This window comes from uncultured Cohaesibacter sp. (assembly GCF_963556055.3).
In the GTDB taxonomy this organism is placed as follows: Bacteria; Pseudomonadota; Alphaproteobacteria; order Rhizobiales; family Cohaesibacteraceae; genus Cohaesibacter.
Window position 1 is genome coordinate 16,551 of sequence record NZ_CAUVYE020000013.1, and the last position, 23,734, is coordinate 40,284.

Genomic DNA, 23,734 nt, shown 5'->3' on the forward strand with positions numbered 1-23,734 from the left:
TGTCAAAACCCCGTAAAGAGAGACCTTAAGTGCCGAGCACGACCGCCTCAAGTTAAAGACATGTCATCTTTGATCTTTGCAACCGAAACAAAAAAGCCCGCCACACGACTGTGACAGGCTTCAGATTTTTCTCAACGGCAAGACCAATCAGGCAGATGCCTTGTGTCGGCTCACACGGGCACGAATGCTTTCAATGCTTGTCTTGGGCGTCGCAGCAAGCAGCGTCTTGGTATAATCGTGCTGCGGATCATTGAAGATCTGATCGCGATCCCCGTGCTCGACAATCTCCCCGAAATACATGACCATGACCCGATCAGCAAGATATTTGACCACACTGAGGTCATGGGAAATGAACAGATAGGAAAGATTGAACTCGTCCTGCAAGTCTTTGAGCAAATTCAGAATTTGCGCCTGAATGGACAGGTCAAGCGCAGAGACCGGCTCATCCAGAACCAGAATTCTCGGGTTCAGCATCAAGGCACGACCAATTGCGATGCGCTGCCGCTGCCCCCCGGAGAACATGTGTGGATAGCGACCGAAATGCTCAGGCAGCAATCCCACCTTTTTCAGCATGTCCATCGCCTTTTTCCGCCGCTCTTCGGCAGGCATTTCGGGGAAATTGATCTTCAGTGGTTCCTCAAGCACAGCCCCAACCTTCTGGCGCGGGTTGAGTGAGCCATAGGGATTCTGAAACACGATCTGAATCCTGCTTCGCATTTCCCTGGAGATCTTGTTCTTGGCGATATTGATCGGCTTGTCCCGAATGATAAGCTCACCCGAGGTCTGCGCGTCAATGAGGGTCAGAATGCGAGCAAGTGTCGACTTGCCACAGCCAGATTCCCCGACAAGCGCCAGGGTTTCACCGCGATAGAGATCGAAATCGATTCCCTTGATAGCATGAACGGTTTCACTTTTGCCGAACAGACCACCGCTGGAGACATAATCCCTCGTGATGCCGCGCACACTGAGAATTTTATCCTTTTTATCGCTCATAGCGCCACCCCGCCTTCTTTGCTGTAAGCCTGTGCAAAGTCACCGACCGTAGGCAGACGATCCCCTTCAGCTCGTTCCGGCAGTGCCGAGAGAAGAGCCTTGGTATAGGGATGTTTTGGAGATTCAAACAGCTCAAGCACACCGGCTTCTTCCATTTGCTCCCCGTTATACTGCACCACCACGCGATCTGCCGTCTCGGCGACGACCCCCATGTCATGGGTAATCATGATCAAGCCCATCTCGCTTTTCGACTGGATATTGATCAGCAAATCCAGAATCTGTTTCTGGATGGTGACATCAAGCGCTGTTGTAGGCTCATCCGCAATCAGCAGCTTTGGCTGACAGGCAATAGCCATGGCGATCATCACGCGCTGACACTGCCCACCGGACATTTGATGAGGGAAGCTCGAAAGGCGTTTTTCAGGTTGAGGGATCCCAACCGCCTTTAGCAGCTCGATGGTGCGATTGCGCACATCCTTGCCCTGAAGACCAAGATGCGTTTTGAGCACTTCACCAATCTGGAAGCCGACCGTGAAACATGGATTGAGACTTGCAATCGGCTCCTGAAAGATCATCGAAATGTCTTTGCCGATAACATTGCGCCGCTCTTTGGAGCTGAGATTCTGAAGATCCCGTCCATCAAACGTCATAAGATCGGCCTTGACGGTCGCCGTATCAGGCAGAAGCCCCATGGTGGCAAGCATTGCCACCGACTTGCCAGATCCGGACTCGCCAACAATCGCCAGCACTTCACCCTTTTCAACCGTATAGTCTACGCCCTTGAGCGCTCTGAATGGACCGGTCGCGGTATCAAACTCGACGGTCAGGTTTCTGATTTCCAACAAACTCATGATGAAATCTCCCTAAGACCGTTTGAGTTTCGGATCAAGCGCATCGCGAAGACCGTCACCGATCAGATTGATGGCAAGAACCGTGATGAGGATGGAGACGCCGGGGAAGGTCACAACCCACCAGGCACGCAAGATGAATTCACGCGCTTCAGCCAGCATCGTGCCCCATTCCGGGGTTGGCGGTTGCGCCCCCATGCCCAGGAAGCCAAGCGCGGCTGCATCCAAAATCGCATTGGAGAAAGACAATGTCGCCTGCACGATAAGCGGAGCGGTACAGTTGGGCAGAATGGTCAGGAACATCAAGCGCAAAGGACCAGCGCCGGCAACACGCGCCGCAACAACATATTCGCGCTCCCGCTCGGCCATGACCGCCGCACGCGTCAACCGAACGAAATGGGGTTGTAGCACGATGGCAATCGAAATCATGGCATTGATCAGTCCCGGTCCGAGCAAGGCCACGAGAACCAGGGCCAGCAGCAGCGACGGAAACGCAAGAATGACATCCATGATACGCATGATCACGGTATCGATCTTGCCGCCATAATACCCGGCAATGACACCAAGAATAATGCCACCGGTAAGGGCAATCACCACAACGATGACACCAACAAACAGAGACAGTCGGGAGCCCATGATCAGACGCGAAAGAATATCACGCCCGACGGCATCGGTGCCGAGCAGATAGTCTACATGTCCACCCTCCATCCAGGACGGCGGCAGCAAAAAGACATCGCGATACTGCATGTTGGGATCATGCGGGGTCAGATAGGGCGCAAAAACAGCAACCAGAACCAAGGCAAGAAAGACAAACAGTCCAATCACGGCACCACGGTTGACGCTGAAATAGAACCAGAACTCTTTGAGCACGGCGCGTGTGGATTGGCGGGAGACAGTTTCAATTGTATCAGTCATTATTTTTCTCCCTCTCAATTATGCCGGATACGCGGGTTGATGAGACCGTAAAGCAGATCGACCACCAGATTGACAGTCATCACGAGCATGGCAATCATCAAAAGGCCACCTTGCACGACCTGATAGTCGCGACGAGAAATACTGTCGACCATCCACTTGCCAATCCCGGGCCAGGAGAAAATCGTCTCGGTCAGAATGGCACCTGCCATCAAGACGCCAACCTGCAACCCGATGGTGGTAACCACCGGAATGAGAGCGTTTCGAAGGGCGTGCAAACCAATGATCCTGAGCTTGGTCAGGCCTTTCGCCTTGGCAGTCCGAACATAATCCTCGCCCAGAACCTCAAGCATGGCTGATCGGGTCTGGCGTGCAATCACCGCCATCGGAATGGTGGCAAGCACGCAAGAGGGCAGAATAAGATGGGAAACCGTTGACGCAAACGCTCCGCTCTGGTCAGACAGAAGCGAGTCGATCAACATGAAACCGGTCACCGGGTCGAAAAAATACATCACGGAAATGCGCCCGGACACCGGGGTCCATTGCAACCATCCTGAAAAAACGATGATAGCAAGCAGAGCCCACCAGAAAATCGGCATTGAATATCCAACCAGCGCACCGGTCATGACAGTGTGGTCAAACATCGAGCCGCGTTTGACCGCAGCAATGACGCCCGCCGGAATACCAATGAAGACAGCGATGATGATCGCTACAAAGGAGAGCTCCAGGGTAGCGGGAAACAAGGTAAAAAACTCGTCCCAGACAGGCCGACGCGTCACCATTGACATGCCGAAATCGCCCTGAAACAACCCGACCACATAGTCCAGATATTGCATGATGACAGGTTTGTCGAACCCGAAGGAATGTTGCAATTCAGCATAGCGCTCAGCAGAAATACCGCGTTCACCAGCCAGCAACAGGATGGGGTCACCCGGCAGTAGCCGGATGAAAAAGAACGCAACGAGCGTTACGCCTATAAAGGTCGGGATCAACATCCCGATCCGGCGTAGAATAAAACCAAACATAGATACAGCCAGTCCGGTAAGAGCAAGAGTAAAAGACTCTTGGCTATAAGTTTAAGCAGCCTGCTTGCCGATTTTTGTTCTGATCGACACCCGACATAACCGGGTTTCATTGATTGGGCGGCAAGGGTTTCGGTTTCTTCTAGCGGATACGAGCAACAATTTCCACTATTCAGACACAAAAAGGGTGGAGACAGAAAAATCCGTCTCCACCTTTCACAAGATTATTTATCGATATCAACACCGTAGAAGACGTGTCCACCGAATGGGTCGATCTTGTAGCCTTTTACTTTGGTGCTGATTGGCATGAAGACCACTGAGTGAGCAATGGTTGCCCATGGAGCTTCACGTTTGAAGACAACCTGAGCTTCTTCATAAAGTTTGGTGCGTTCAGCCATGTCTGTGGTCTGTTTTGCTTTGACCAGCAGATCGTTGAACTCGGTGTTGCACCATTTTGCACGGTTGGCACCAGATTCAACAGCATCGCAACCAAGCAGAACATACATGAAGTTGTCCGGGTCACCATTGTCACCGGTCCAGCCCAGAAGCACGGCGTCATGTTCACCAGCAGAAGAGCGTTTCAGATATTCGCCCCACTCGTAGGAAACAATCTCTGCATCCACACCGATAGCTTTCCAGTCAGCCTGAATAAGCTCGGCCATACGGCGAGCATTCGGGTTGTATGGACGCTGTACAGGCATCGCCCAGATATTGGTTTTCATGCCGGAAACGCCAGCTTCTGCAAGAAGCTTTTTCGCAGCTTCCGGATCATATGGATCATCGACAACTTTGTCGTTGTAAGACCACATGGTTGGCGGAATCGGGTTTTTAGCAGCTTTACCGGCGCCCTGGAAAACAGCGTCGAGAATAGCCTGTTTGTTGATGGCCATGTTCAGAGCTTTACGAACGCGGACATCTTTGAATTTGTCTTTCTGGTTGTTGTAAGCCAGATAGCCAACGTTCAGGCCTTCCTGTTCCATCAGGTTGATATTCGGATCAGCCTTCATGGCTTCAATATCAGCCGGATTCGGATAAGGCATGACGTCGCATTCGCCAGCTTTCATTTTCTGGTAGCGAACGGATGCATCAGGCGTGATCGCAAAGACCAGATCGTCAATCGCAGCTTTGCCACCCCAATAATCAGGGAAGGCTTTGTAACGGATGATCGCGTCTTTCTGATAGGCAACCAGCTGGAATGGACCAGTCCCAACCGGATTCTGGTCGAACATTTCCAGATTGCCGGTTTTTTCGACCTGATCAGCATATTCTTTTGAATGGATGGAAGCAAAATCCATGGCCATGTTGGCGATGAAAGGTGCTTCAACCTGATTCAGAACGAATTTGACGGTGAGATCGTCCACTTTGACGATTTCCTTGACAAGGCTGTCCATGGACATGCCACCGAAATACTCGTAAGTACCGCCGGAAACCTTGTTGTAAGGATGGTTGGGATCTTTCTGACGCATGAACGAGAAAATCACGTCATCAGCATTGAAATTGCGAGTTGGGGTAAAGTCTTTGGTGGTATGAAATTTCACACCATCACGCAGATGGAACGTATATTCCAGACCATCTTCGGAAACATCCCAGCTTTCAGCAAGACCAGGGATAACATTGGTAGCACCGCGTTCGAACTCGACAAGTTTGTTGAAAACTGCGCGAGATGACGCATCAAAAGTAGTACCCGCAGTATAGAGAGCTGGGGTAAAGCCTTCAGGGCTACCCTCGGAGCAATATACCAGTGTTTTTGCCTGCACGGGTGCAGACAAAACGATGGCCAATGCGGTAGCGGCCAAAGCTTTGGAAAGCAGCTTCATTGTTTGAATCCCTCTGTGAACATTATCAGTCAATCATGCGTGCAAGATGGTGTGTCAGGAATATTGACCTAATCAGTTAGTGTTCCAAGTCTTATAATGCAGACTTGTCACACCCCCCCAAGTACCATCTGCAAACAGCACGGCAAAAGTCGAATACAAAGTGATGAGAATTGCAATCTCTTATTATATTTTATGCACTCTATTTGGAACAAAATGTTCAAATTGACTTCAAAAACAGAAAAAAATTCGCCTATTTTGAGCTCTGCACGAAACTGCAAGGTCAGTCCACAACCGAACCATAGATATTTTTAACAATAAGTTCGCGTACTATTCTTGTTTCAATCTGTTTCTTTCAGCTTGGCAAGCAAAGCCTGGGTGAGGATCAGGAGCCGAGGGCACCTTATATCTCCCGACTTGTGCCAACCCGCGAGTATATCAAGCGAAACCTCGACGACCTCAATGTCTTCGTCTTCATCCTGATGCCGCCCGGCAAGATCCTGAGAACCGGCTTTATAGCTGGCCAGAAACATATTGGCCTTCTCAACCATACGGGCAGGATTGATGAAGACCTGAGCCGCAAGCTGCAAATTCTCGATAACGACCCCCAGCTCCTCAGCCGCTTCCCGGCGGCAGGCCTCTTCGACTGACAAATCCGAAGCCTCGATCCCGCCAGCGCAGGCCTCAAGGATCATGTCCTGATCACGCCAGTAGACAGCCGGCCGCATCTGGCGAACAAGCAGCACCGTTTGTGCTTCGGCATCAAAGGGCAGGACAGCAATGGAATCCCGGTCGTTCCATACCGGTTCAGAGACAACATGCTCCCGGCCATCCTCATGCACAGTGCGAATGGTCAGATCTTCAATCGAGCCCTTATCGAGAGAACAAAGCGTTTTTTTTGAAAGCAATTCGTGAGTGGTCGTCATTTTTCCGCCAGACGTCAATTCGAAAGCACGCATTGGTCCTTGCTCGACAAAAACCAATTCTCGCAGACTGCACCTTTTTTCGGGGCTGGTATCATTTACAACCGATTGGCAATCGCGCCCATCCGTGTTACTCAACCAAAGCATAAGGCAATTGAGGATATTCTTAGCCTTATAGTCAACATACAAAAGCTCACAAATCAAATTGCATTTTCATTGCTCGATTTGAATAACACATACCGGACAATCCGCATGGCACGGCCTTTCGAAAAAATCGCCTTCATCTCCAGCGCGACGGAGGAGTCGGATTTGGCACGCCAGCGGCTCGAGAAACAATATGGCTCAATCCCTGCCGAACAGGCAGACGTGATTGTCGCGCTGGGCGGGGATGGTCTGATGCTTCAGACGTTGCATCGCTATATGAACAGTTCGATCCCCATCTATGGCATGAATTGCGGATCTATTGGTTTTCTGATGAATGAGTATTCCGAGGAGGGACTTTTATCCCGCCTGGACAAGGCCGAAATCTCAGAAATCCATCCATTGCACATGAGTGCACTGACCGCAGATGGCAAACTTCATGAAGCGCTCGCGATCAATGAGATCTCCGTTTTCAGGCAAAGCGCCCAGGCCGCCAAGCTGGAAATACAGATTGACGGCAAGATTCGCATGGATGAGCTGATTTGCGATGGTGCGATCGTGTCAACTCCTGTTGGCAGCACCGCTTATAATCTGTCTGCTCACGGACCGATTCTGCCTATCGATGCCCCTCTGCTCGCCCTCACACCAATAAGCCCCTTTCGCCCCCGCCATTGGCGCGGCGCCCTTTTGCCCAACACGGCAAGGGTCAAACTGGTCGTCCGGGAATCCAAAAAGCGCCCAATGAGCGCGGTTGCCGATCACAATGAGATCCGCTCCATCCTCGAAGTCGACATCACGGAAGCTCCGCAAAATTCCTGCAAGATCATGTTCGACCCAGAACATGGATGGACCGAACGCATCTTGACCGAGCAATTCCGCTACTAGAACAAACCGGCACGAGCGGTTCTACTTGCATAGAGCATCGGTTCAACGGTCACGAAGAAGGCGGTCCTCACGCCAATTCTATCTACAAAAGATCAAAAAAGAAGACGATAGCCCGAAATGCTTCCTTAACGGACTTCTGGTAACCTTTTTACCCGAATCCGCCGGTGGCAGCCAAGTCATGCCACGAAGAGATATCACACGAGACGTCTCGGGAAGAACGAAATGATCAATGTTGACCTCTCGCAACTGCGTTTTCTCATCGTGGAGGACAATACGCATATGAGACGCGTTATCCGGACCCTGATCAATGGTTTCGGCGCGCGAGAAGTGACTGAAGCAGAGGACGGGGCCGCAGGCCTTGAACTCTTTCAGACAACGTCACCGGACATTGTCATAACAGATTGGTATATGCCGATTTTCAGCGGCATCGAACTGACACGCATGATGCGCAGCCGCGAATCATCCAGCAATCCGACGGTCCCGATCATTATGCTCACCGGGCATTCGGAAAAAAGAAAGGTGATTGAGGCGCGAGACGCAGGCATAACGGAATTCCTTTGCAAACCAATCTCGGCAAAGGCCTTGTATGCGAGGGTCGCCAACTGCTTGATAAATCCGCGCAGTTTCGTCAGAGCCGGCGGTTTCTATGGACCGGACCGCAGGCGATTTTCGAATCCCCTTTACAAGGGTGCTGAGCGCCGCGCCGGTGCAATATCGGATGAGCAGAAATCCGACGAATTAAAAGAAGCAAGTTAATTTCAAGTTGTGATAAGATGGTATCGCCATCAGACAACTGGACAGACAAAGGACACGTTCAATGGCCGACTATGAGATCGTTAAGCCCAAAGTCGACTTGAGAAAGAAAATCAAGATCTTGCCGAACAGCAGTGGCATGGACCCCGTGGCCAAGGCCGAAGAGGCGATGGAAAGGCTGTCCATCAACTTTGGCAATTGGATGCGTGACGAAGTCGCCAAGCTGCAATATGCGTGGGACATGGTCGAAAAGAAAGACATGACCGAGGAAAGTCTGGACAAGCTGTTTCGCTCTGCTCACGACATCAAGGGTCAGGCTCACACCATGGGTTTCCCGCTGGCAGGCCATATTGCCGGTTCACTTTGCGAACTCATCGAGCGAATCCCGAACCGTGAAAATCTTCCCAAAGACCTTTTGTGCAAGCATGTGCAGGCAATCTCCGCAGTCGTGAAAGAAAATGCGAGAGAAGAAGACAATGTCATCGGCAAGGAACTCGTCGCTGAACTTGGCAATCTTTCAGAAGAGATCATCTCCAAGTTTGAGCCACAAGAGGACACAACCGAAAACACGGACAAGAAATAGGGCGCTCAAAGTCTGACGCCCCACTCAAAGGCCAGTGAAGCGACACAAAGAGTGAAGCGGCATAAAGAGTAAACCGGCCTCAAGAGAGCAAATTGGCGCCCCGCAAAATCCCCTGCACGGTAGAGAGCGAGTCAGCGCTCGCCCCTTGCAAAGCCATTTCTGGGCAAAAGGGGTTCAGGCTGCCGTTACCTGCTTAAGCATAGCGCTCATCTCGCGCGCTTCATCTCTGGCAATCTGGGTCGCAAACCGACGCAGCAACGCCAGCAGATCATCCATCTCATCTTCGGCAATTCCATTATAGTCACCAAGAATCTGGTCAACCATCAGCCGCGCAAAGCGCGAACGGGGCAAGGCCACCCCGTGATTGTCGGAAAGACGGTTATAGGCTTCGAGAGAAGACAGGATGGCAGGCGCAACACGCTCGGAAATGCCGGCCTTTTTGCACAACGCTGTCACAACACCTTCTGATGGGTCGGACACGCAGGCCCTTATCCGGGTTTCGCTCAAATTGGTAAGGCTGGTCATCGCCGCCACGAACAAGTCCACATTGCCCATGCACAAGCCGCGAACGAGAATATCTGCCGTCAATTGCCCCGACAACCGCAGATGCTCGACAAGCGCAATCATCTCATCGCCCTGATCGCAATCGAAGGCAAGATCTACCGTGGCCTTGTCACACGCATCCTTGAACAGCGAAGATCGGCGCTCTGAGCTGACAAAAGACTGCACAAGTTCAAGCTGCTGCAAGGCGGCTCCCAACTGCACGATCAGCATTTGCCGGATATCGATGGGAAGCCCCTCAACTGCCAACAAAGCGTTTCGAACCGAAGGAACAGCTCCAAAGCGCTCGGCAATTCGACGCAAACTGAATATGGCAATTTGTGCTCCGGGATTGTCGAGCATGACGCAACAGGCCTCACTCTCGGCGACTTCCGCCATGGCGGCACACAAGGCCGGACTGATCGAGGGCCTTGACGCAACGGCCATTTGAATAATCGTCCTGCGGTCAGCCACCATGTCCACCAGTTCGGAATCCAGAAGAACAGGTGAGGCTGCAACAACCGGTGCGGCAACATCGTCAATATCCTGTATGAGAGACAGAATGACCTGACGCGGTGCATAAGGCGAATTGGCAAGGGCATGGGCGAGCGCTTCGCGGACAATCGGTGCGGGATCATCGAGCAAAATCGTCAGCGCCGTTTCAGCTGCCTGCTTTTCATTCGGCTCGAGGGGGGAATAAAGATAGGCCCTGGCAAGAGCGCTGGTAGCCTCTGCTCGACGTGCAACTGGGGCGGTTTCAATCCAGGAGAGAAACTTCGCAACAATCATCCCGACAAATCCCCGGCTCAAAGAGCAACGACAGCGCAAAGACAGCAAGCCGCTCAAAGGCCAAAACGCAAACTAAACAACAGGGGAACGGTCCCCCAGACACTTGAGGGACATTCTGGACTACCAACCCTTAACGATCGGTTCACCATAATTCAAAAAGAGGGAGAGAGGCGATGTCAGCCTTTTTTGCTCGATGAAAACACATCTGCCTTCAGAAAAGCCGACAGATCCAAGGCCCCAAACCGCTTGGTGGCCTTGACCGCAGCCGTGACTTGTTCTCCGGTCAAATCAAGTGGGCTACTCGTGCTGCTGCTCGCCGAACCAGAATTCGCACCGCTGATGGTCTCTGGTTTGGCTTTTGGCAAGACGCCATTGAGTTCGTTGACATAGACCTCGGCCGTCACCGGTTTTCTACGCGGCAAGACAGACAGTGTGTTTTCAGAAGAAACAGCGCTTGTTTCACTGGCTTCGTAGGCGTCGCTGAAAATCCGGCTCCGGCTGCCTTCGGTCGCAACCTGCAAGGAAGTCTGCCCGTCATCTCCGGCGACAAGGCGAGAGACCCGATTGCCAACCGCAGTCGTATCAGTCGAGCTGTATGCAAGCCCGTATCGGCTTGGCAATGTTTGTTGCAGTGGCTCATTAAAGAACGCCTCAAGAGACTCCTTGCTTTCGCTTATAACGGAGGGTGCGTCACTCTGAGCGGAAGCCTCTGTCTGTGCTTGCTGGGTGACAGAATCAACCGAAGAGCTGTCCTGGGCCCGTGTGAGCTGGACAGACTTCATGGACTCTTTGGGACTGAACAGATTGCCAAGACCAAACACCTTGAACAGGGTCGTCTTCTCTTCCTTCGTTGTCGTGGAAGAAGAAGCGGTAGAAACAAGGTCGCTATAAACTTCGGCAACAGTCTTCGAATTGCCCTGCTTGTCATAGAAAATATTGCGGTTCGCCTGTGCCTGAGCAGGAAAGATCTCGGCTGCTTCCGTCTTGGGACTGTTCTCGGCAAGAGTAATCAGCTTGCTGCTTCCCTGCGCTCCGAGAAAATGAGCCGCATAAAGTTCCCCTTGCGACGGTGTGCGGTTGAGTTCTTCAGCCAGCTGTTCCTTGTTCCGCTGCGCATAGGCCCCAGCCATGACGGCGGACACCTTAGGATCGTTGCGCATATCCAGAATTTGCTCGCGGGCTTGCTGATCCTTCACATAATATTTGTCACCGACCTTGGTGATTTGCGAAGCCGCATTGCCATAGCCCAGTTCCGCCCCGGACTCCTTCATCGTTTCGAGCCAGGTTTGTTCGACAAACTGAAACAGACCCGTAGCCGAGGATGTGGAAGCCTTGGCTGAAGAGTTGAAATTGCTTTCTCTTTTGGCTGTGCTCAAAAGATATTCAAAATCCGTACCCGTCGTGCGGCTCGCTTCTTCAAAAGCGGCTTGAAATCGTTTGGGTAGATTAAGAGAAACAGCGTTGGCCAACTTCTTCTCCGGACGGTTGCGTCAGATCGCCCTTGCGGATCAAGCGAAATTGTTCGACAGAATCTGCAAATGAACCCATTTGCACGTGTTAACCATACTTTAACCGAATGGTTAACAAACTGTTAACGCCCCTTTGTTTCCGTTGGACATGATTGTAAACAGAAATGGACCCAAAGCCATATCGACCACAGCATACGAATTGGAAAATGCTCGCAATGCGCAGCTTGTTACAGGTCCCGCTCCTTGACGAAAATCGCATCGATGAGGCTCTGTCCTCAAAAGCCGATGCCATCTGTCTCGACTGGGCCAGTGTTGGCGAGCAACCTGACCAAAGCAAAGCGTTAGGGCTCGTCAAATATGCCCTGGCCAGACGGTCCGCGCAAGAGACGACAGCGCGCGTTTTCCTGCGCATCCATCCCATGCCGTCCCTGAAAGTGGATAGGGATCTTGATGCCCTTATCCCCTTTAGACCAGACGGTCTGTTCCTGCCAGAATGTGAGACAGAGCGTTCAATCAAAGCCCTCTCTGTTCGCCTTGAGGCGCAGGAAGCAATAGTCGGGCTTGCAAAGGCATCAATCAAGATCATCGCTTCGGTTGCTGACACGCCCGCATCGGTTTTTGGTTTGCAAGGATATGACGCGGAGAGCGACAGACTTGTCGCCATGACATGGAATGCCCAGAAGCTGGCGGACGATCTGAATCTGCGACAGTCTGAGACACACCGAAGCACCATGCTCTCTTCACCGATCCAATTGGCCAGATCCTTGTGTGTGTTGGCAGCAAGCTCTGCGGGCGTCCCTGCCCTGGACACCATCCTTGACAATCCTGCTGACGAGACAGGATTTGAGCGGGAAACAAGCACAGCATTGCGTGATGGCTTCAGTGGCAAAATGGCGACCCATCCAAAACAGGTACCGATAATCAACAAAATATTTGCCGATCGCCACAACGGGCAAAAATCGGAATTTTGAACACCATATCAATAGCCTGACAAGAAATCCGGAATCACCCCGTCAAGCACTTGAATCAATGCGCAAAGATGTCGGGAACGACCTCGAACTTGAATCAAATCATGAGCATGCATTGAATCTGGTTTTGAGCACGCCGCACCATCCCCTTGGTTTCTCATCCAAATTGCAAGAAAGCAAACCAAAGCCTCTGGCACCCTTCCCGTTCAACACCCCTTCGTCAGAGTTTTAGGTACACTGACAGGCAAAATTGGCTGAACTTTGGATCTGGCGTCCACAAAATGATCATGGTTTTTCGATTTGCTATGCCACATGCAAATGCTACACAGAACCTAAGACATCAATGAGTCTCGACCTGACAGCCCAAAGATCAGCGAAATGTGAAGGACAAAACAGTGTTACTCAAGGCCCTTTTTGCTCGCTCATGCAAACCGCTTGCTACCATTCTCTGTTCCATGGGGCTGATGATATCACTCCTCTTGATGCCACTCGCCGCACAAGCTCAGACGAGCCAGAAACCACTGAACCTTGGTGATGTCCTGAAGAAGGAGACCAAAAAGGCCGCTCCGCCACCGGTCTACCTGAAATTGCCAGAGACCATTCCCGTTCCCGCCAGCAATCCTCTGAAAGGAAAGCCGGAAGAGCAAGGGAACGTGAACGCCACTCCGGCCCTGCCGGGCCAAATAACGGCAAACGCTCCAGCAGCACAACGAAACACGCCACCACCACCTCCCGGAGCAGACCAGCCGCTGCCAGGCACAACCGCCGCGCCAGACGGACAGCCACCGCTCCTCCCTCAAGCACCCGCCCAGGCAGCCGAGCCCAAAGCACCCGCAGAGCCAGAAATCAAGCCCGGCGGAATTGCAAAACTGTATCTGATGGCCCTGTTGGACGAACAGGGACAAGAGCTGAGGCGCGGCGTCAACTGGCGTATTTTCAGCGACAAGAAAGATGAGAATGGCAATTTGCAATTGCTCAACAATCTTGACGGTGGCTCGTTCGAGGTGAAACTCGAACCTGGCAGTTATATCGTCTATGTCGGCTATGGCTTTGCCAATCTCACCAAAAGAGTCATCCTGCCCAAAGCGGGAAATTACAAGGAAGACTTCGTCCTCAATGCTGGTGCCTTGCGCCTCAATGCCGTAGCAAGCGGCGACGTGAAGCTCGATGAAAAGATCCTGAGATTTTCTGTATACACAAGCGACGAGGCCGATGAAGGTGCGCACACGCTTCTGGTCAAGAATGTCAAGCCCAACCATGTCGTCAAGCTGACCGAGGGCACCTACCACATCATATCCAGCTATGGCACAGCCAATGCGACGGTAAGGGGCGACGTTGAAGTCAAGGCAGGCAAATTGATCAACGTCACCATGATACACAGCGCAGCAAAAACCACCCTCCGATTGGTTTCGGAACCCGGCGGCGAAGCGCTTGCCAACACGATATGGACAGTCTTCACTCCCGGCGGTGACGTGGTCAAGCGCGCGATTGGCGCCTTCCCGACACTTGCTCTTGCAGCGGGCAACTACACAGCGATCGCCAAACAGGGCAACGAGGTCTATAACAGGGACTTCACGGTAACCTCTGGGGTCAATCGCGAAATCGAAGTGATCGCCACCGCCACCCAATAAACCGGACAAGTCCCACGATCACGACGAAGGGCATTAAATCGGTGCTCGCAGTCTGAGCATATTACCTCGTCGCCAAGCAGACCTATAAGGGCAAGGCAATCCTTGGGCGGCACGATCCTTGCGCGGCACGATGCACCCCGACCTTTTCCAGACCTTGAAGAATCCAAGCCATCAAAAAGCTTGAATCACTTTGTCAACGAACGAACCACGCCAAGAATCAAACTCTCAACAAAACGCAGCAACCCATTGAATAAAATAAAAAATTTAAAACACTTAAAGCATCTGAATTTCTTGAATCAAAATCTCAAAGACCTGAATCAATCTCTCAAGCCCCGATAGACATGCCAGGTCAGGCCCATAAAAAAGCGGCACTCGAAAACGAGCGCCGCCCTTAAAAAGATTCCATAAAATCGAAAATCGATCACTCCGCAGCAGCGGCCCGATCAGCCTCGCGCTCACGACGAATGTCTGGAGCGATTGCCTCATCGACCAGTGAAGCGATTGCCTCATCCAGCGACATGGACACCTGCTTGTTGGATCCGAGACGGCGAATGGATACGCCCTGTTCCTCGGCTTCCTTTTTGCCAACGACCAGCAAGGCAGGAACCTTGGCAAGCGAGTGTTCGCGAACCTTGTAGTTGATCTTCTCATTGCGAAGATCGGTCTCGACATTGAGACCCGCCTTGGTCAGTTTGGCCGCAACGGATTTGGCATACTCATCGGCTTCGGAGGTAATGGTCGCAACGACCACCTGTAAAGGAGCAATCCAGAGCGGGAAATGACCGGCATAATGCTCGATCAAAATACCGCAGAACCGTTCCAGAGACCCGAACAGGGCTCGGTGGATCATGACCGGATTGACCTTGTTGCCTTCGGTATCGATATAGAAAGCACCAAGACGCCCAGGCAGGTTAAGGTCGACCTGAACCGTGCCACATTGCCAATCGCGACCAATCGCATCACGCAGCACATATTCAAGTTTGGGTCCGTAGAATGCACCCTCGCCCGGATTGAAACTATAGTCCTGACCGGCTGCCTCAATCGCGGTTTTGAGCGCGGCTTCTGCGGCGTCCCAGACTTCGTCAGTACCCACGCGTTTTTCCGGACGATCAGAGAATTTCACCCGAATGTCGGTAAAGCCGAAATCATGATAGATGGACATCACCTGCTCATGCAGATCAACGCAGACCTGAGTGATCTGATCCTCAGCACAAAAAGCATGGGCATCATCCTGCGTGAAATGGCGAACACGCATCATGCCATGCAGAGCCCCGGAAGGTTCGTAGCGATGCACCTTGCCAAACTCGGCAAGCTTGAGAGGAAGGTCGCGATAAGACTTGAGACCATTCTTGAAAATCTGCACATGGCCGGGACAGTTCATCGGCTTGCAACAGAAGACACGCTCGTCCGGGGTCTGCGTGGTGTACATGTTTTCACCAAACTTTTCCCAGTGACCGGACAATTCCCAAAGAGACTTGTCCATGATGTCCGGACTGTTGACTTCCTTGTAGCCCCAGCTTTTCTGGCGACGGCGCATATAATTGATCAGTGACTGGAACAGCGTCCAGCCCTTTTCATGCCAGAAAATGGATCCCGGCGCTTCTTCCTGGAAATGGAACAGATCCATTTCGCGACCCAATTTGCGGTGGTCGCGCTTCTCTGCTTCTTCCAGACGGGTGAGATGGGCCTTGAGGTCTTTCTCTGTTGTCCAGGCCGTACCGTAAATACGGCTCAACATCGCATTGTTTGAATCACCACGCCAATAGGCACCGGCCACTTTCATCAATTTGAAGGCTGTCCCGATGTGCCCGGTTGACGTCATATGCGGACCACGACACAGATCAAGCCAATCTCCCTGACGGTAGATTTTCAAATCTTCACCTTCAGGAATCGCATCAACAAGCTCTACCTTGTAATGCTCGCCACGGTCAGAGAAGTATTTTTTGGCGACGTCCCGGCTCCAGACCTCTTTGGTGAAAGGCGCGTTGCGGGCGATGATCTCAGCCATCTTTTTCTCGATGGCCTCCAGATCTTCCAGTGTAAACGGCTCTTCACGTGCGAAATCATAATAGAATCCGTCATCGATAACCGGCCCGATGGTGACCTGGGTGCCAGGGAACAATTCCTGCACGGCCTCAGCCAGCACATGAGCACAATCATGCCGGATCAATTCAAGCGCCGCATCATCACTCCGGGTGACAATTTCAATTGCGGCATCTGCGGTAATGGGATCGGCCAGATCCGAAAGCGTGCCATCAAGTTTCATGGCGACGGCTTTTTTAGCCAGAGATTTGGAAATGCCCGCAGCAATATCAACGCCGGTCGTGCCAGCTTCAAATTCACGTACGGAACCATCGGGGAAAGTAAGATTGACCATAAGAGTCTCCTGCTCAACTCCTGCCAACAACGCAGGTAAGCTTAAGGGTGCGACACCCTTGAGTTCGTCATAAATGCTATTTGTCAGACGGCCCTGAATGCGGGAAGACAAGCTTATTGTCGGGGACCCAACCTGGTCTCCGGATCAATATGGTCACCTCCCCACAGGCCGTATTTCCACGGTTTATACCATCGCGCGTCCCGAGGCAACTGCCCGGGCACCGGATCAAAGCCGCTATGCCCATATGGATGGCAACGCATAATACGCGCCAGACCCATCCATCCTCCAGGCCAGAAGCCGTATCGACGAATGGCGTCCTCGGTGTAGCGCGAACAGGTCGGTTGATAACGACAGGATTGCCCAAGGAAGGGCGAGAGAAAAATCTGGTAGAGTTTGATAAGGCCAATGGCGAGATATTTCATGACCCGCTCTCGATTTTGTCGATTGCCTCAACAACGGCGTCGAATACAAGCAAGGTGGAGGCATGCCGCGCAGGATAGTCCCGAACCGGCTCGAGATATTTCAGATCGTCCCATTTCCCTGTTGGAGGGGCACCATTCTGTTCCAGCATTGCCCGCATTTGCTCGCGCAAGCTTCGCAATTCGGCAGCATCGGCCCCGATAATATGGCGGGCCACAACAGACGCAGCCGCCTGCCCCAAGGCACAGGCATTGATTCCCTGTCCGAATTCACTGACCTTGCCATCCTCCATCACCAGATCCACCTCGATTGTCGAGCCGCACAGTTTGCTATGCGCTTTCGATGACGCTTGCGGGGAAACCAGACGTTCCAGATGCGGAATATTTCCAGCGAATTCCAGAATTTTCTTATTATAGATGTCGTCCAGCATGAAGTCTCTCTCATTTCCCTTGAGTAGGATCCGATTCAGGTAATCCGGTTCTCGTAATTTTCCCTATAACGCCTATATGGGAAAAAGGACATGGAATTGCGAAGCTTCTGGCAGGAAATCTCTTCAAAAAGGTTATAATGTTACATTATTCAGGCTTGTTTGATTTCCCTGCTGACAAACCACGAAAAAAATGCATGATGTCGCCACCGGGCGAACCGGTTGGTGCAACGCTATTCAGGCAAGCAGGATGAACGCGTCTTTCTTGACCATGACAGTCGGCACCGACCATGCCAATAGCGAACACGGTAAAGAAGGGCAGGAAAACGCCTTGAAACGCGAAGATTTAAAAAATACCGCGCAAGCCGAGCGTCTTGATGAGGACTGGCCACTTGTAGAACGTCCAAGCCGCCAAGAGGCGGAAGAAGCGGTCCGCACGCTGATCCGCTGGATTGGGGACGATCCCGCACGCGAGGGCCTGCTTGATACGCCAAAACGCGTCGTAAAAGCCTATGAAGATCTGTATCGGGGTTACACGGAAGATCCTGTCGAACCCCTCTCCCGCACCTTTGAAGAAGTCAACGGCTATGCAGACATGGTGCTGCTGAGAGACATCGAGTTTTTTTCGGCCTGCGAGCATCACATGGTGCCCATTATCGGCAAGGCCCATATTGCCTATTATCCGGCCAATGGCGTTGTCGGGCTGTCCAAGCTCGCTCGGGTAATTGACGCCTATGCCCGCCGTCTGCAAACGCAGGAAAGCCTGACAGCACAGATCATCGACACCATCGAAGACACCCTGAAACCTCGGGGCATTGCGCTGCTCATCGAAGCGGAACATATGTGCATGACCATGCGCGGGGTCCGCAAACGTGGCGCGTCGACAGTCACAATGCGCTTCACCGGCATTTTCGAGAAGGATCTCGAAAAGCAGCATCGATTCATGAATATGATCGGCGAAAGAGACTAGCCCCTTCAAACACGTTTTCTTTCGCGCATCAGACGAACCGGATGGAAGGGGCCGCAAGGCCCCTTTTCTTTTGCCTCAATGAAGGCTATGCCCATATCACTTCTTTCAACCAACGGGATTTCCCATGAGCTTTCCTTTTTCCACGCGAGACGGACTGAGCAAAGACGAGATCGAACTCGGCATCAACTTCTGTCCAAAGTTTGACAAAGACGGACTGATTGCCTGCATCGTAACCGACGCAGACAGCGGCGATGTCGTCATGTTTGCTTATATGAATGCGGAGAGTCTGAGTCTGACACTGAAAACCAGCGAAGCGCATTACTGGAGTCGCTCAAGACAGGAACTCTGGCACAAGGGAGCAACCAGCGGCAATGTTCAGGATGTGATCGAAATGAGGATCGATTGCGATCAGGACGCGATCTGGATCAAGGTCCGGACAAGAGGGGCAACGGCCAATTGCCATCAGGGTTACAAGTCCTGCTTCTACCGCGCCACCAATTGCACGAATGGCAAGACCAAATTGGAATTCAGGGAAGAAGCCCCGCTCTTTGACCCCGATGACGTATACAAAAAATAGAAAAATGGCGTGCGACCGCCACCATATGCGCCGCACGGCCAGTTTTCAAAAAGGCCGATTGAACATAGAGACTAACCAGCCGCGATATAGGCCCGCATGTCTTCTGCTTCGCGCTCGGACTCGGCTATGCGTTGTTTCACGACATCGCCAATGGATACCAGCCCGACAATCTTGCCCTCTTCCAGAACCGGCATATGACGAAAGCGTCCAGTCGTCATTTTCGACATGATTGCAACAATCGTATCCGCTTCACTGCAAGTGATGACATCGCGCGTCATGAATTCGCTGACAGGCATCATCAGCGCCGCTCCACCTTTCGAGCTTAGCGCACGGACAATATCGCGTTCAGAAATGATGCCGCAAAGTTTCTCTTGCTGGGCGATCAGAACAGCACCGATCTGTTTTTCCCGAAGCACCTTTACGACGTCGGACATCAAAGCGTCAGGGGCCATGCTGAATATGTCCCGCCCCTTGCGATCGAGAATTGTAGCAATCGTCATAGTCTTGATCTTCCTTTCCGATCATTCTGCGGGAGAATGCGAGCAACAAGCCCGAAACAGCCTCCTCAATCCATTGGCCAAACAGGGAGGAATAGTCTGCGACAATTTGAAGCACAACACAAGAGCCGCGGCCCGAAACTTAAGAATGAGAAAACGCGACATTGCTACCCGGACGTAGCCGCGAAAAAGGCAGGAATTGAGAATCCCTGCCTTGATGTCTTTGCCTGACCAACCTGATGACCAGCTATTTGATGACCTTGAGATGATCCGGTCTCTTTTTCGGAGGATCATTTTTGGGCGGCTTGGGCTTGCGTGGTCGACGTGAATAGGGATCGAGATACGGAAAAACCAGAAGACCGGCAACGAACCCGCCCAAATGCGCTTCCCATGCAATCGATGCTCCGCCACCCACGGCGGAAAACAGCCCAAACACCAGATTGAGCACAAGCCAGATTCCCAAAAAGGCCATGGCCTGCCGATTGTTTCGCAGCTGTTGCAAACTGTCACATGGATACCTGTTCATGCCTTGCAAGCCTGAAAAGCCCCCCATACCACCCGAGAAGGCAAAGCGGGCAGTCGCCGCCATGGCGCCGGACAACACAGCCGACACACCAACCAAGGGTGAGGCGCTGCCAAAATGAATGATCAGATGGACCAGAGCGCCCGCAACAGCGGTAACGACGAAGAACAGGGCAAAATTCAATGGTCCGATACGGCGCACGATTACCGTTGCGAAAATCAGCATCCAGACCAGATTGAGGATCAGGTGCATCCAGCTTCCGTGAAGGAATGCATAGGTCACAAACGTCCAGACATCTGCGAAGACCCCACCGGGCAAAGCAAAGGTCTGCGAAACATAGCGCAAGGGAAGAAAGGAAAAACTGAGCAGGAATTCCTGTCTCTGAGACGCAGAAAGAACAAAGTCTTGCAGTGCCTGCACCACAATCATGATGCCAGCGATCACCAGAATCGGTGTCGGCAGATTAAACATCGGTTCTCTTGGCGGCTTTCTGCCAGGCGGCATTTGCCAGGAACCTCTTGGTTGCAGAGCCATCTACTGTCCTTCCAAAAAAATAAAGTCGGGTATTCCTCGCATGCGCTGATTAGCGCGTCATAAGCAACAAAATATATCCAACCTCTTTTACAAAGTCTTTCCAGATATTTAGGAGCCAGAGAGCAGCAATCAAGCTGTTGTCCGTCTCTCACACATGATAGTGTCCGGCAAAAACCTTTCTACCGACTAAATCTTTTCACAAACAACAAGGCAAAAAAAAGCCATCCCCGATCAAACATGATCACCTGGATGGCTGTGGCGCCCTGAACAGGGTTCAGAGCAGTTTTCAAAGAGCCTTGACACCGGAATAAAGGAGTCCGATCCGGTATCGCTGGTTCCGTTAAGACATCTTTTACACTTTTTTCCGCCCCACCACAACAAAAACACTCCGTTAACCTTAACGCCGATATCGATTGCTTCAAGCCAGTGAAGGGATTCTGGCACGTCCCCTGCTTCTCTCTATCCGAACAATGAAAAAACAAACAGAATCTGCCCCAGGATGACACAGTTCGGGTCAGAACTGCCCCAGATAGAGAAGTCACATGAAACACCAGGTAACGCGCGATCTATTCACCTATTGGGAAGGCCTCAGAGGAGGCAGAACGGCTCCGGAACGCAGTGACATCGACCCGGCCGAAATTCACCAGATCCTGGGTGACACCTTCATTCTGGAATATTTTTCCGAATCCGACCTCAAATTCCGATTGGCAGGAACGCGCCTTTGCGGATCATTTTGCAGAGAGCTCAAGGGTCGCAACTTCTATGACCTATGGCACAAGGATGATCTCGCCAGCCTGAAACTGTTGCTGACAGCGGTTGCCGAAGACGAAGCCGCAGCCGTGATCGGCTTCAAGGGCAAGACGGAACGCGATCAGGAACTCGACTTTGAAGCGATATTGTTGCCGTTGCGCCATTATGGTCAGCCAAAGAGCAGGATTCTGGGCGCAGCAAGCCCGGCTGACATGCCCTATTGGATCGGCATCTGGCCCGTGCGCGAACTGACAGTCAGCTCTATGCGCCTGATCTGGCCCGATGAACGCCCGGCCTTCCTGCGCAACCAGAAACTTGCACCCGGCCCGCAAAAGAAATTCAGTCTTGCCCCCACGACGGCTGTTGCATCGCGCGGCATCAACAACAGCGCCTTTTCAACAGAGCGCCGGATCGGACACCTGACCGTCATCGAAGGAGGACGTCAGGACTGAAACCGCCCTTCCCTTACAACCCTGCAACACACCACTTACAGAAAGTTGAGAGTGCATTGTAACATCGAGGCTTAGCAAAAGGCTTTGTTAACCATGGACGGCATAGGATGACATATCATTCGTCCATCCAGTCCGGTTATGACAGGAAAGCAGCGCTTCATGTCGGCAATAGCTAAAAAGACCGTTTTGCCTCGTCTTACCGAGCGCCGTCGTTTTCAGCGCGTGAAAGTCAATCTTCTTGGCCGCTTCATGCTCGAGAACAAGACGGAATATCCCTGTCAGGTGATCGACATGTCACCGGGTGGCATGGCCATGATCACCCCGATCCGTGGGGAAATTGGAGAACGGGTGATCGCCTACATCGACCATATTGGGCGCGTTGAAGGAAAAATCGTCAGGAAGATTGAAGGCGGCTTCGCCATCATCATCGATGCGACTCCACGCAAAAGAGACAAGCTCGCTTCACAACTGACCTGGCTTGCCAACAAGCATATCCTTGATCTACCCGAAGATCGTCGCCATGAGCGTCGCCAACCGAAGCAGCCGATCACCAAGCTGATCGCCTCTGATGGATCAGAACATATCTGTCGTGTCCTTGACCTTTCCTTGTCCGGGGCCGCAATCAAGACCAGCGTTCGTCCACCTCTTGGCAAGGAAGTCAGAATTGGCAAGATCCGCGCCCGCGTCGTGCGTCATCTCGAAGATGGCCTTGCAGTGGAATTTGCAGCCGTTCAGGACAGTTCCGAGATCGACAAGAACCTTCGCTGAAACAAGTCATGCTGATCGAGCGGTCATTGCTCGATCAGGTAAACTTTGTCGGCCCTGAAGCTTTCTAATACCTTCAGAATACGCCCGAGCTTCCTCTTTAGCAGGGGCACTTGTTTGAGTTACAAACAAGGCCGAGTTGATTTCTTTTCATTTTTTTGAATTTTTTTGGCGCATGCATTTGCCCCTTTTTTGCGCGATGCGGATCATGACCGCACCGAATAGTTTGCTCCCCCAAGCCGTCGAAAATCTCTTGAACGCCCCACTCCAGACCGCAAGCTCAAGCAATCCGGTTGCCCGAAGCGATCAAGCCGAGGCAAAATTCTCGTACAACCATCTGATTTAATACAGCTTTTCAGATATGAACAATTTTAGGAGATATTGACTCAGATTTCCGTCAAAATAAGCTCCAATTAAAATTTAAATATAGTCAAATGTAATTACAAATATATTCAAAACAAAATACAATACAAAATAAAATATAGGCAAATATAATTTAGTTTTTACTTAAATATCAGCCCAAATATTTGAAGTATTTCAAGGCGTTACTTCTAATAATCTTCCTACAACGACGGGAGATTATCATGAAGAAACGCATTTGGGGATTTGCTTTTCTCACCACAGCTTGCCTCGCATTGTCATTTGAGGCTTCAGCTGCCAGTTATTCGCCATTCATGGAATTGAAAGGTGCAACCTCGGCCCCGATAGGCCATGTCAATTTTTGCCGGAAGAATCCGTCAGAATGCAATGTGTCCTATCGCATTGATCGCGCCGTGAAGCTGTCAAAGGAGAGTTGGGCACAGCTGATAGAGATCAATGGATATGTAAACCAGTCCATCCGACCGGTAACAGACAAGGAACTCTATCGCACTGAAGAATTATGGACCTATCCCAAGTCAGCTGGCGATTGTGAAGATTTCGCCCTACTCAAAAGACGCATGCTGATCAAGGCTGGATGGCCGGCAACCGCATTGTTGATCACAGTGGTCAAAGAACGCAATGGCAATGGTCACGCCGTCCTCACAGTGAGAACCGACCGCGGCGACCTGATTCTGGACAACCAGGACCCGCGCATTCTTCCCTGGGATAAAACGCCATATCACTTTGTTAAGCGCCAAGCCGCGCTTCAACCCGCTCAATGGACTGCAATCATTGACACTCGATGACAAAA

Annotated in this window: 23 protein-coding genes and 1 pseudogene; 11 read left to right on the plus strand and 13 right to left on the minus strand. The window is 51.8% G+C overall.

Annotation, left to right across the window (positions count from 1 at the left end):
* Window positions 1–147 precede the first annotated feature (147 nt).
* The 6 genes from ACHZB8_RS08730 to ACHZB8_RS08755 form a co-directional block, all read right to left on the minus strand.
* On the minus strand, window positions 148–993 hold the full coding sequence (locus ACHZB8_RS08730) for an ATP-binding cassette domain-containing protein (RefSeq protein ID WP_316859875.1): 846 nt from the start codon (window positions 991–993) through the stop codon (window positions 148–150).
* The gene (locus tag ACHZB8_RS08735) at window positions 990–1,844 is read right to left on the minus strand and encodes an ABC transporter ATP-binding protein (RefSeq protein WP_316859876.1); all 855 of its coding nucleotides are present in this window, start codon (window positions 1,842–1,844) and stop codon (window positions 990–992) included. Before ACHZB8_RS08735 ends, ACHZB8_RS08730 begins: the two co-directional genes overlap by 4 nt.
* A 12-nt stretch (window positions 1,845–1,856) precedes the next feature.
* The gene (locus ACHZB8_RS08740) at window positions 1,857–2,756 is read right to left on the minus strand and encodes an ABC transporter permease subunit (RefSeq protein ID WP_316859877.1); all 900 of its coding nucleotides are present in this window, start codon (window positions 2,754–2,756) and stop codon (window positions 1,857–1,859) included.
* A gap of 14 nt (window positions 2,757–2,770) precedes the next feature.
* Window positions 2,771–3,778: an ABC transporter permease subunit gene (locus tag ACHZB8_RS08745; RefSeq protein ID WP_316859878.1), complete on the minus strand. Its 1,008-nt coding sequence runs from the start codon at window positions 3,776–3,778 to the stop codon at window positions 2,771–2,773.
* A gap of 221 nt (window positions 3,779–3,999) precedes the next feature.
* On the minus strand, window positions 4,000–5,592 hold the full coding sequence (locus ACHZB8_RS08750) for an ABC transporter substrate-binding protein (protein WP_316859879.1): 1,593 nt from the start codon (window positions 5,590–5,592) through the stop codon (window positions 4,000–4,002).
* Between the two features lie 338 nt (window positions 5,593–5,930).
* Window positions 5,931–6,548, minus strand: coding sequence for an NUDIX hydrolase (locus ACHZB8_RS08755; RefSeq protein ID WP_316859880.1), 618 nt, complete (start codon window positions 6,546–6,548; stop codon window positions 5,931–5,933).
* Window positions 6,549–6,764: 216 nt separating this feature from the next.
* Between ACHZB8_RS08755 and ACHZB8_RS08760 the strand changes: the two genes are divergently transcribed.
* The 3 genes from ACHZB8_RS08760 to ACHZB8_RS08770 all read left to right on the plus strand — a co-directional run bounded on the left by ACHZB8_RS08760 (window position 6,765) and on the right by ACHZB8_RS08770 (window position 8,874).
* A complete protein-coding gene (locus ACHZB8_RS08760) occupies window positions 6,765–7,538 on the plus strand; it encodes an NAD kinase (RefSeq protein ID WP_316859881.1) in 774 nt (257 codons plus the stop codon).
* Window positions 7,539–7,760: 222 nt separating this feature from the next.
* The gene (locus tag ACHZB8_RS08765) at window positions 7,761–8,294 is read left to right on the plus strand and encodes a response regulator (RefSeq protein WP_316859882.1); all 534 of its coding nucleotides are present in this window, start codon (window positions 7,761–7,763) and stop codon (window positions 8,292–8,294) included.
* A 61-nt stretch (window positions 8,295–8,355) separates the two neighbouring features.
* Window positions 8,356–8,874: an Hpt domain-containing protein gene (locus ACHZB8_RS08770; RefSeq protein ID WP_316859883.1), complete on the plus strand. Its 519-nt coding sequence runs from the start codon at window positions 8,356–8,358 to the stop codon at window positions 8,872–8,874.
* Window positions 8,875–9,048: 174 nt separating this feature from the next.
* Here ACHZB8_RS08770 and ACHZB8_RS08775 read toward each other — a convergent pair whose 3' ends face one another.
* On the minus strand, window positions 9,049–10,203 hold the full coding sequence (locus ACHZB8_RS08775; protein WP_316859884.1) for a DUF2336 domain-containing protein: 1,155 nt from the start codon (window positions 10,201–10,203) through the stop codon (window positions 9,049–9,051).
* Between the two features lie 176 nt (window positions 10,204–10,379).
* Window positions 10,380–11,672, minus strand: coding sequence for a transglycosylase SLT domain-containing protein (locus tag ACHZB8_RS08780; protein ID WP_316859885.1), 1,293 nt, complete (start codon window positions 11,670–11,672; stop codon window positions 10,380–10,382).
* A gap of 215 nt (window positions 11,673–11,887) precedes the next feature.
* Here ACHZB8_RS08780 and ACHZB8_RS08785 point away from each other — a divergent pair, with 215 nt between their 5' ends.
* A complete protein-coding gene (locus ACHZB8_RS08785; RefSeq protein ID WP_316859886.1) occupies window positions 11,888–12,643 on the plus strand; it encodes an aldolase/citrate lyase family protein in 756 nt (251 codons plus the stop codon).
* Between the two features lie 392 nt (window positions 12,644–13,035).
* Window positions 13,036–14,271: a hypothetical protein gene (locus ACHZB8_RS08790; RefSeq protein WP_316859887.1), complete on the plus strand. Its 1,236-nt coding sequence runs from the start codon at window positions 13,036–13,038 to the stop codon at window positions 14,269–14,271.
* 421 nt (window positions 14,272–14,692) lie between these two features.
* Here the strand turns inward: ACHZB8_RS08790 and thrS are convergent, their stop codons facing one another.
* Window positions 14,693–16,648, minus strand: coding sequence for a threonine--tRNA ligase (gene thrS, locus ACHZB8_RS08795; RefSeq protein WP_316859888.1), 1,956 nt, complete (start codon window positions 16,646–16,648; stop codon window positions 14,693–14,695).
* A 97-nt stretch (window positions 16,649–16,745) separates the two neighbouring features.
* Here thrS and ACHZB8_RS08800 point away from each other — a divergent pair, with 97 nt between their 5' ends.
* The gene (locus ACHZB8_RS08800) at window positions 16,746–16,910 is read left to right on the plus strand and encodes a hypothetical protein (protein WP_316860781.1); all 165 of its coding nucleotides are present in this window, start codon (window positions 16,746–16,748) and stop codon (window positions 16,908–16,910) included.
* Window positions 16,911–16,926: 16 nt separating this feature from the next.
* On the opposite strand, the pseudogene yidD reads toward ACHZB8_RS08800, so the two are convergent.
* Together yidD and ACHZB8_RS08810 are read right to left on the minus strand one after the other, a co-directional pair.
* Window positions 16,927–17,070: pseudogene (yidD, locus tag ACHZB8_RS08805) on the minus strand (membrane protein insertion efficiency factor YidD); the annotation flags it as partial.
* Window positions 17,067–17,498, minus strand: a complete 432-nt coding sequence (locus tag ACHZB8_RS08810) for an iron-sulfur cluster assembly scaffold protein (protein WP_316859889.1) — start codon at window positions 17,496–17,498, stop codon at window positions 17,067–17,069. The gene ACHZB8_RS08810 and the pseudogene yidD, both read right to left, overlap by 4 nt.
* Before the next feature lie 247 nt (window positions 17,499–17,745).
* Here ACHZB8_RS08810 and folE point away from each other — a divergent pair, with 247 nt between their 5' ends.
* Both folE and hisI read left to right on the plus strand, forming a co-directional pair.
* Window positions 17,746–18,465, plus strand: a complete 720-nt coding sequence (gene folE / locus ACHZB8_RS08815) for a GTP cyclohydrolase I FolE (RefSeq protein WP_316859890.1) — start codon at window positions 17,746–17,748, stop codon at window positions 18,463–18,465.
* A gap of 124 nt (window positions 18,466–18,589) precedes the next feature.
* Complete coding sequence (hisI, locus tag ACHZB8_RS08820; RefSeq protein WP_316859891.1) at window positions 18,590–19,042, plus strand: phosphoribosyl-AMP cyclohydrolase; 453 nt, start codon at window positions 18,590–18,592, stop codon at window positions 19,040–19,042.
* A 71-nt stretch (window positions 19,043–19,113) separates the two neighbouring features.
* Here hisI and ACHZB8_RS08825 read toward each other — a convergent pair whose 3' ends face one another.
* Entirely contained in the window at window positions 19,114–19,542 is a 429-nt protein-coding gene (locus ACHZB8_RS08825) for a CBS domain-containing protein (RefSeq protein WP_316859892.1), read from the minus strand.
* A gap of 244 nt (window positions 19,543–19,786) precedes the next feature.
* Window positions 19,787–20,533, minus strand: a complete 747-nt coding sequence (locus tag ACHZB8_RS08830; RefSeq protein WP_316859893.1) for a rhomboid family intramembrane serine protease — start codon at window positions 20,531–20,533, stop codon at window positions 19,787–19,789.
* Window positions 20,534–21,138: 605 nt separating this feature from the next.
* On the opposite strand from ACHZB8_RS08830, the gene ACHZB8_RS08835 reads away from it, so the two are divergent.
* The 3 genes from ACHZB8_RS08835 to ACHZB8_RS08845 all read left to right on the plus strand — a co-directional run bounded on the left by ACHZB8_RS08835 (window position 21,139) and on the right by ACHZB8_RS08845 (window position 23,729).
* Window positions 21,139–21,798, plus strand: coding sequence for a PAS domain-containing protein (locus ACHZB8_RS08835; RefSeq protein WP_316859894.1), 660 nt, complete (start codon window positions 21,139–21,141; stop codon window positions 21,796–21,798).
* A 159-nt stretch (window positions 21,799–21,957) separates the two neighbouring features.
* The gene (locus tag ACHZB8_RS08840; protein ID WP_316859895.1) at window positions 21,958–22,566 is read left to right on the plus strand and encodes a PilZ domain-containing protein; all 609 of its coding nucleotides are present in this window, start codon (window positions 21,958–21,960) and stop codon (window positions 22,564–22,566) included.
* Between the two features lie 581 nt (window positions 22,567–23,147).
* Window positions 23,148–23,729, plus strand: coding sequence for a transglutaminase-like cysteine peptidase (locus tag ACHZB8_RS08845; RefSeq protein ID WP_316859896.1), 582 nt, complete (start codon window positions 23,148–23,150; stop codon window positions 23,727–23,729).
* Window positions 23,730–23,734: the final 5 nt, after the last annotated feature.

What these genes read in the sequence shown, in the direction of transcription:
- ACHZB8_RS08730 (WP_316859875.1), bottom strand. Translation starts at nt 993, where the DNA reads ATGAGCGATAAAAAGGATAAAATTCTCAGTGTGCGCGGCATCACGAGG.
- ACHZB8_RS08735 (WP_316859876.1), bottom strand. Translation starts at nt 1,844, where the DNA reads ATGAGTTTGTTGGAAATCAGAAACCTGACCGTCGAGTTTGATACCGCG.
- ACHZB8_RS08740 (WP_316859877.1), bottom strand. Translation starts at nt 2,756, where the DNA reads ATGACTGATACAATTGAAACTGTCTCCCGCCAATCCACACGCGCCGTG.
- ACHZB8_RS08745 (WP_316859878.1), bottom strand. Translation starts at nt 3,778, where the DNA reads ATGTTTGGTTTTATTCTACGCCGGATCGGGATGTTGATCCCGACCTTT.
- ACHZB8_RS08750 (WP_316859879.1), bottom strand. Translation starts at nt 5,592, where the DNA reads ATGAAGCTGCTTTCCAAAGCTTTGGCCGCTACCGCATTGGCCATCGTT.
- ACHZB8_RS08755 (WP_316859880.1), bottom strand. Translation starts at nt 6,548, where the DNA reads ATGCGTGCTTTCGAATTGACGTCTGGCGGAAAAATGACGACCACTCAC.
- ACHZB8_RS08760 (WP_316859881.1), top strand. Translation starts at nt 6,765, where the DNA reads ATGGCACGGCCTTTCGAAAAAATCGCCTTCATCTCCAGCGCGACGGAG.
- ACHZB8_RS08765 (WP_316859882.1), top strand. Translation starts at nt 7,761, where the DNA reads ATGATCAATGTTGACCTCTCGCAACTGCGTTTTCTCATCGTGGAGGAC.
- ACHZB8_RS08770 (WP_316859883.1), top strand. Translation starts at nt 8,356, where the DNA reads ATGGCCGACTATGAGATCGTTAAGCCCAAAGTCGACTTGAGAAAGAAA.
- ACHZB8_RS08775 (WP_316859884.1), bottom strand. Translation starts at nt 10,203, where the DNA reads ATGATTGTTGCGAAGTTTCTCTCCTGGATTGAAACCGCCCCAGTTGCA.
- ACHZB8_RS08785 (WP_316859886.1), top strand. Translation starts at nt 11,888, where the DNA reads ATGCGCAGCTTGTTACAGGTCCCGCTCCTTGACGAAAATCGCATCGAT.
- thrS (WP_316859888.1), bottom strand. Translation starts at nt 16,648, where the DNA reads ATGGTCAATCTTACTTTCCCCGATGGTTCCGTACGTGAATTTGAAGCT.
- ACHZB8_RS08800 (WP_316860781.1), top strand. Translation starts at nt 16,746, where the DNA reads ATGCGGGAAGACAAGCTTATTGTCGGGGACCCAACCTGGTCTCCGGAT.
- ACHZB8_RS08810 (WP_316859889.1), bottom strand. Translation starts at nt 17,498, where the DNA reads ATGCTGGACGACATCTATAATAAGAAAATTCTGGAATTCGCTGGAAAT.
- folE (WP_316859890.1), top strand. Translation starts at nt 17,746, where the DNA reads ATGAACGCGTCTTTCTTGACCATGACAGTCGGCACCGACCATGCCAAT.
- hisI (WP_316859891.1), top strand. Translation starts at nt 18,590, where the DNA reads ATGAGCTTTCCTTTTTCCACGCGAGACGGACTGAGCAAAGACGAGATC.
- ACHZB8_RS08825 (WP_316859892.1), bottom strand. Translation starts at nt 19,542, where the DNA reads ATGACGATTGCTACAATTCTCGATCGCAAGGGGCGGGACATATTCAGC.
- ACHZB8_RS08830 (WP_316859893.1), bottom strand. Translation starts at nt 20,533, where the DNA reads ATGTTTAATCTGCCGACACCGATTCTGGTGATCGCTGGCATCATGATT.
- ACHZB8_RS08835 (WP_316859894.1), top strand. Translation starts at nt 21,139, where the DNA reads ATGAAACACCAGGTAACGCGCGATCTATTCACCTATTGGGAAGGCCTC.
- ACHZB8_RS08840 (WP_316859895.1), top strand. Translation starts at nt 21,958, where the DNA reads ATGTCGGCAATAGCTAAAAAGACCGTTTTGCCTCGTCTTACCGAGCGC.
- ACHZB8_RS08845 (WP_316859896.1), top strand. Translation starts at nt 23,148, where the DNA reads ATGAAGAAACGCATTTGGGGATTTGCTTTTCTCACCACAGCTTGCCTC.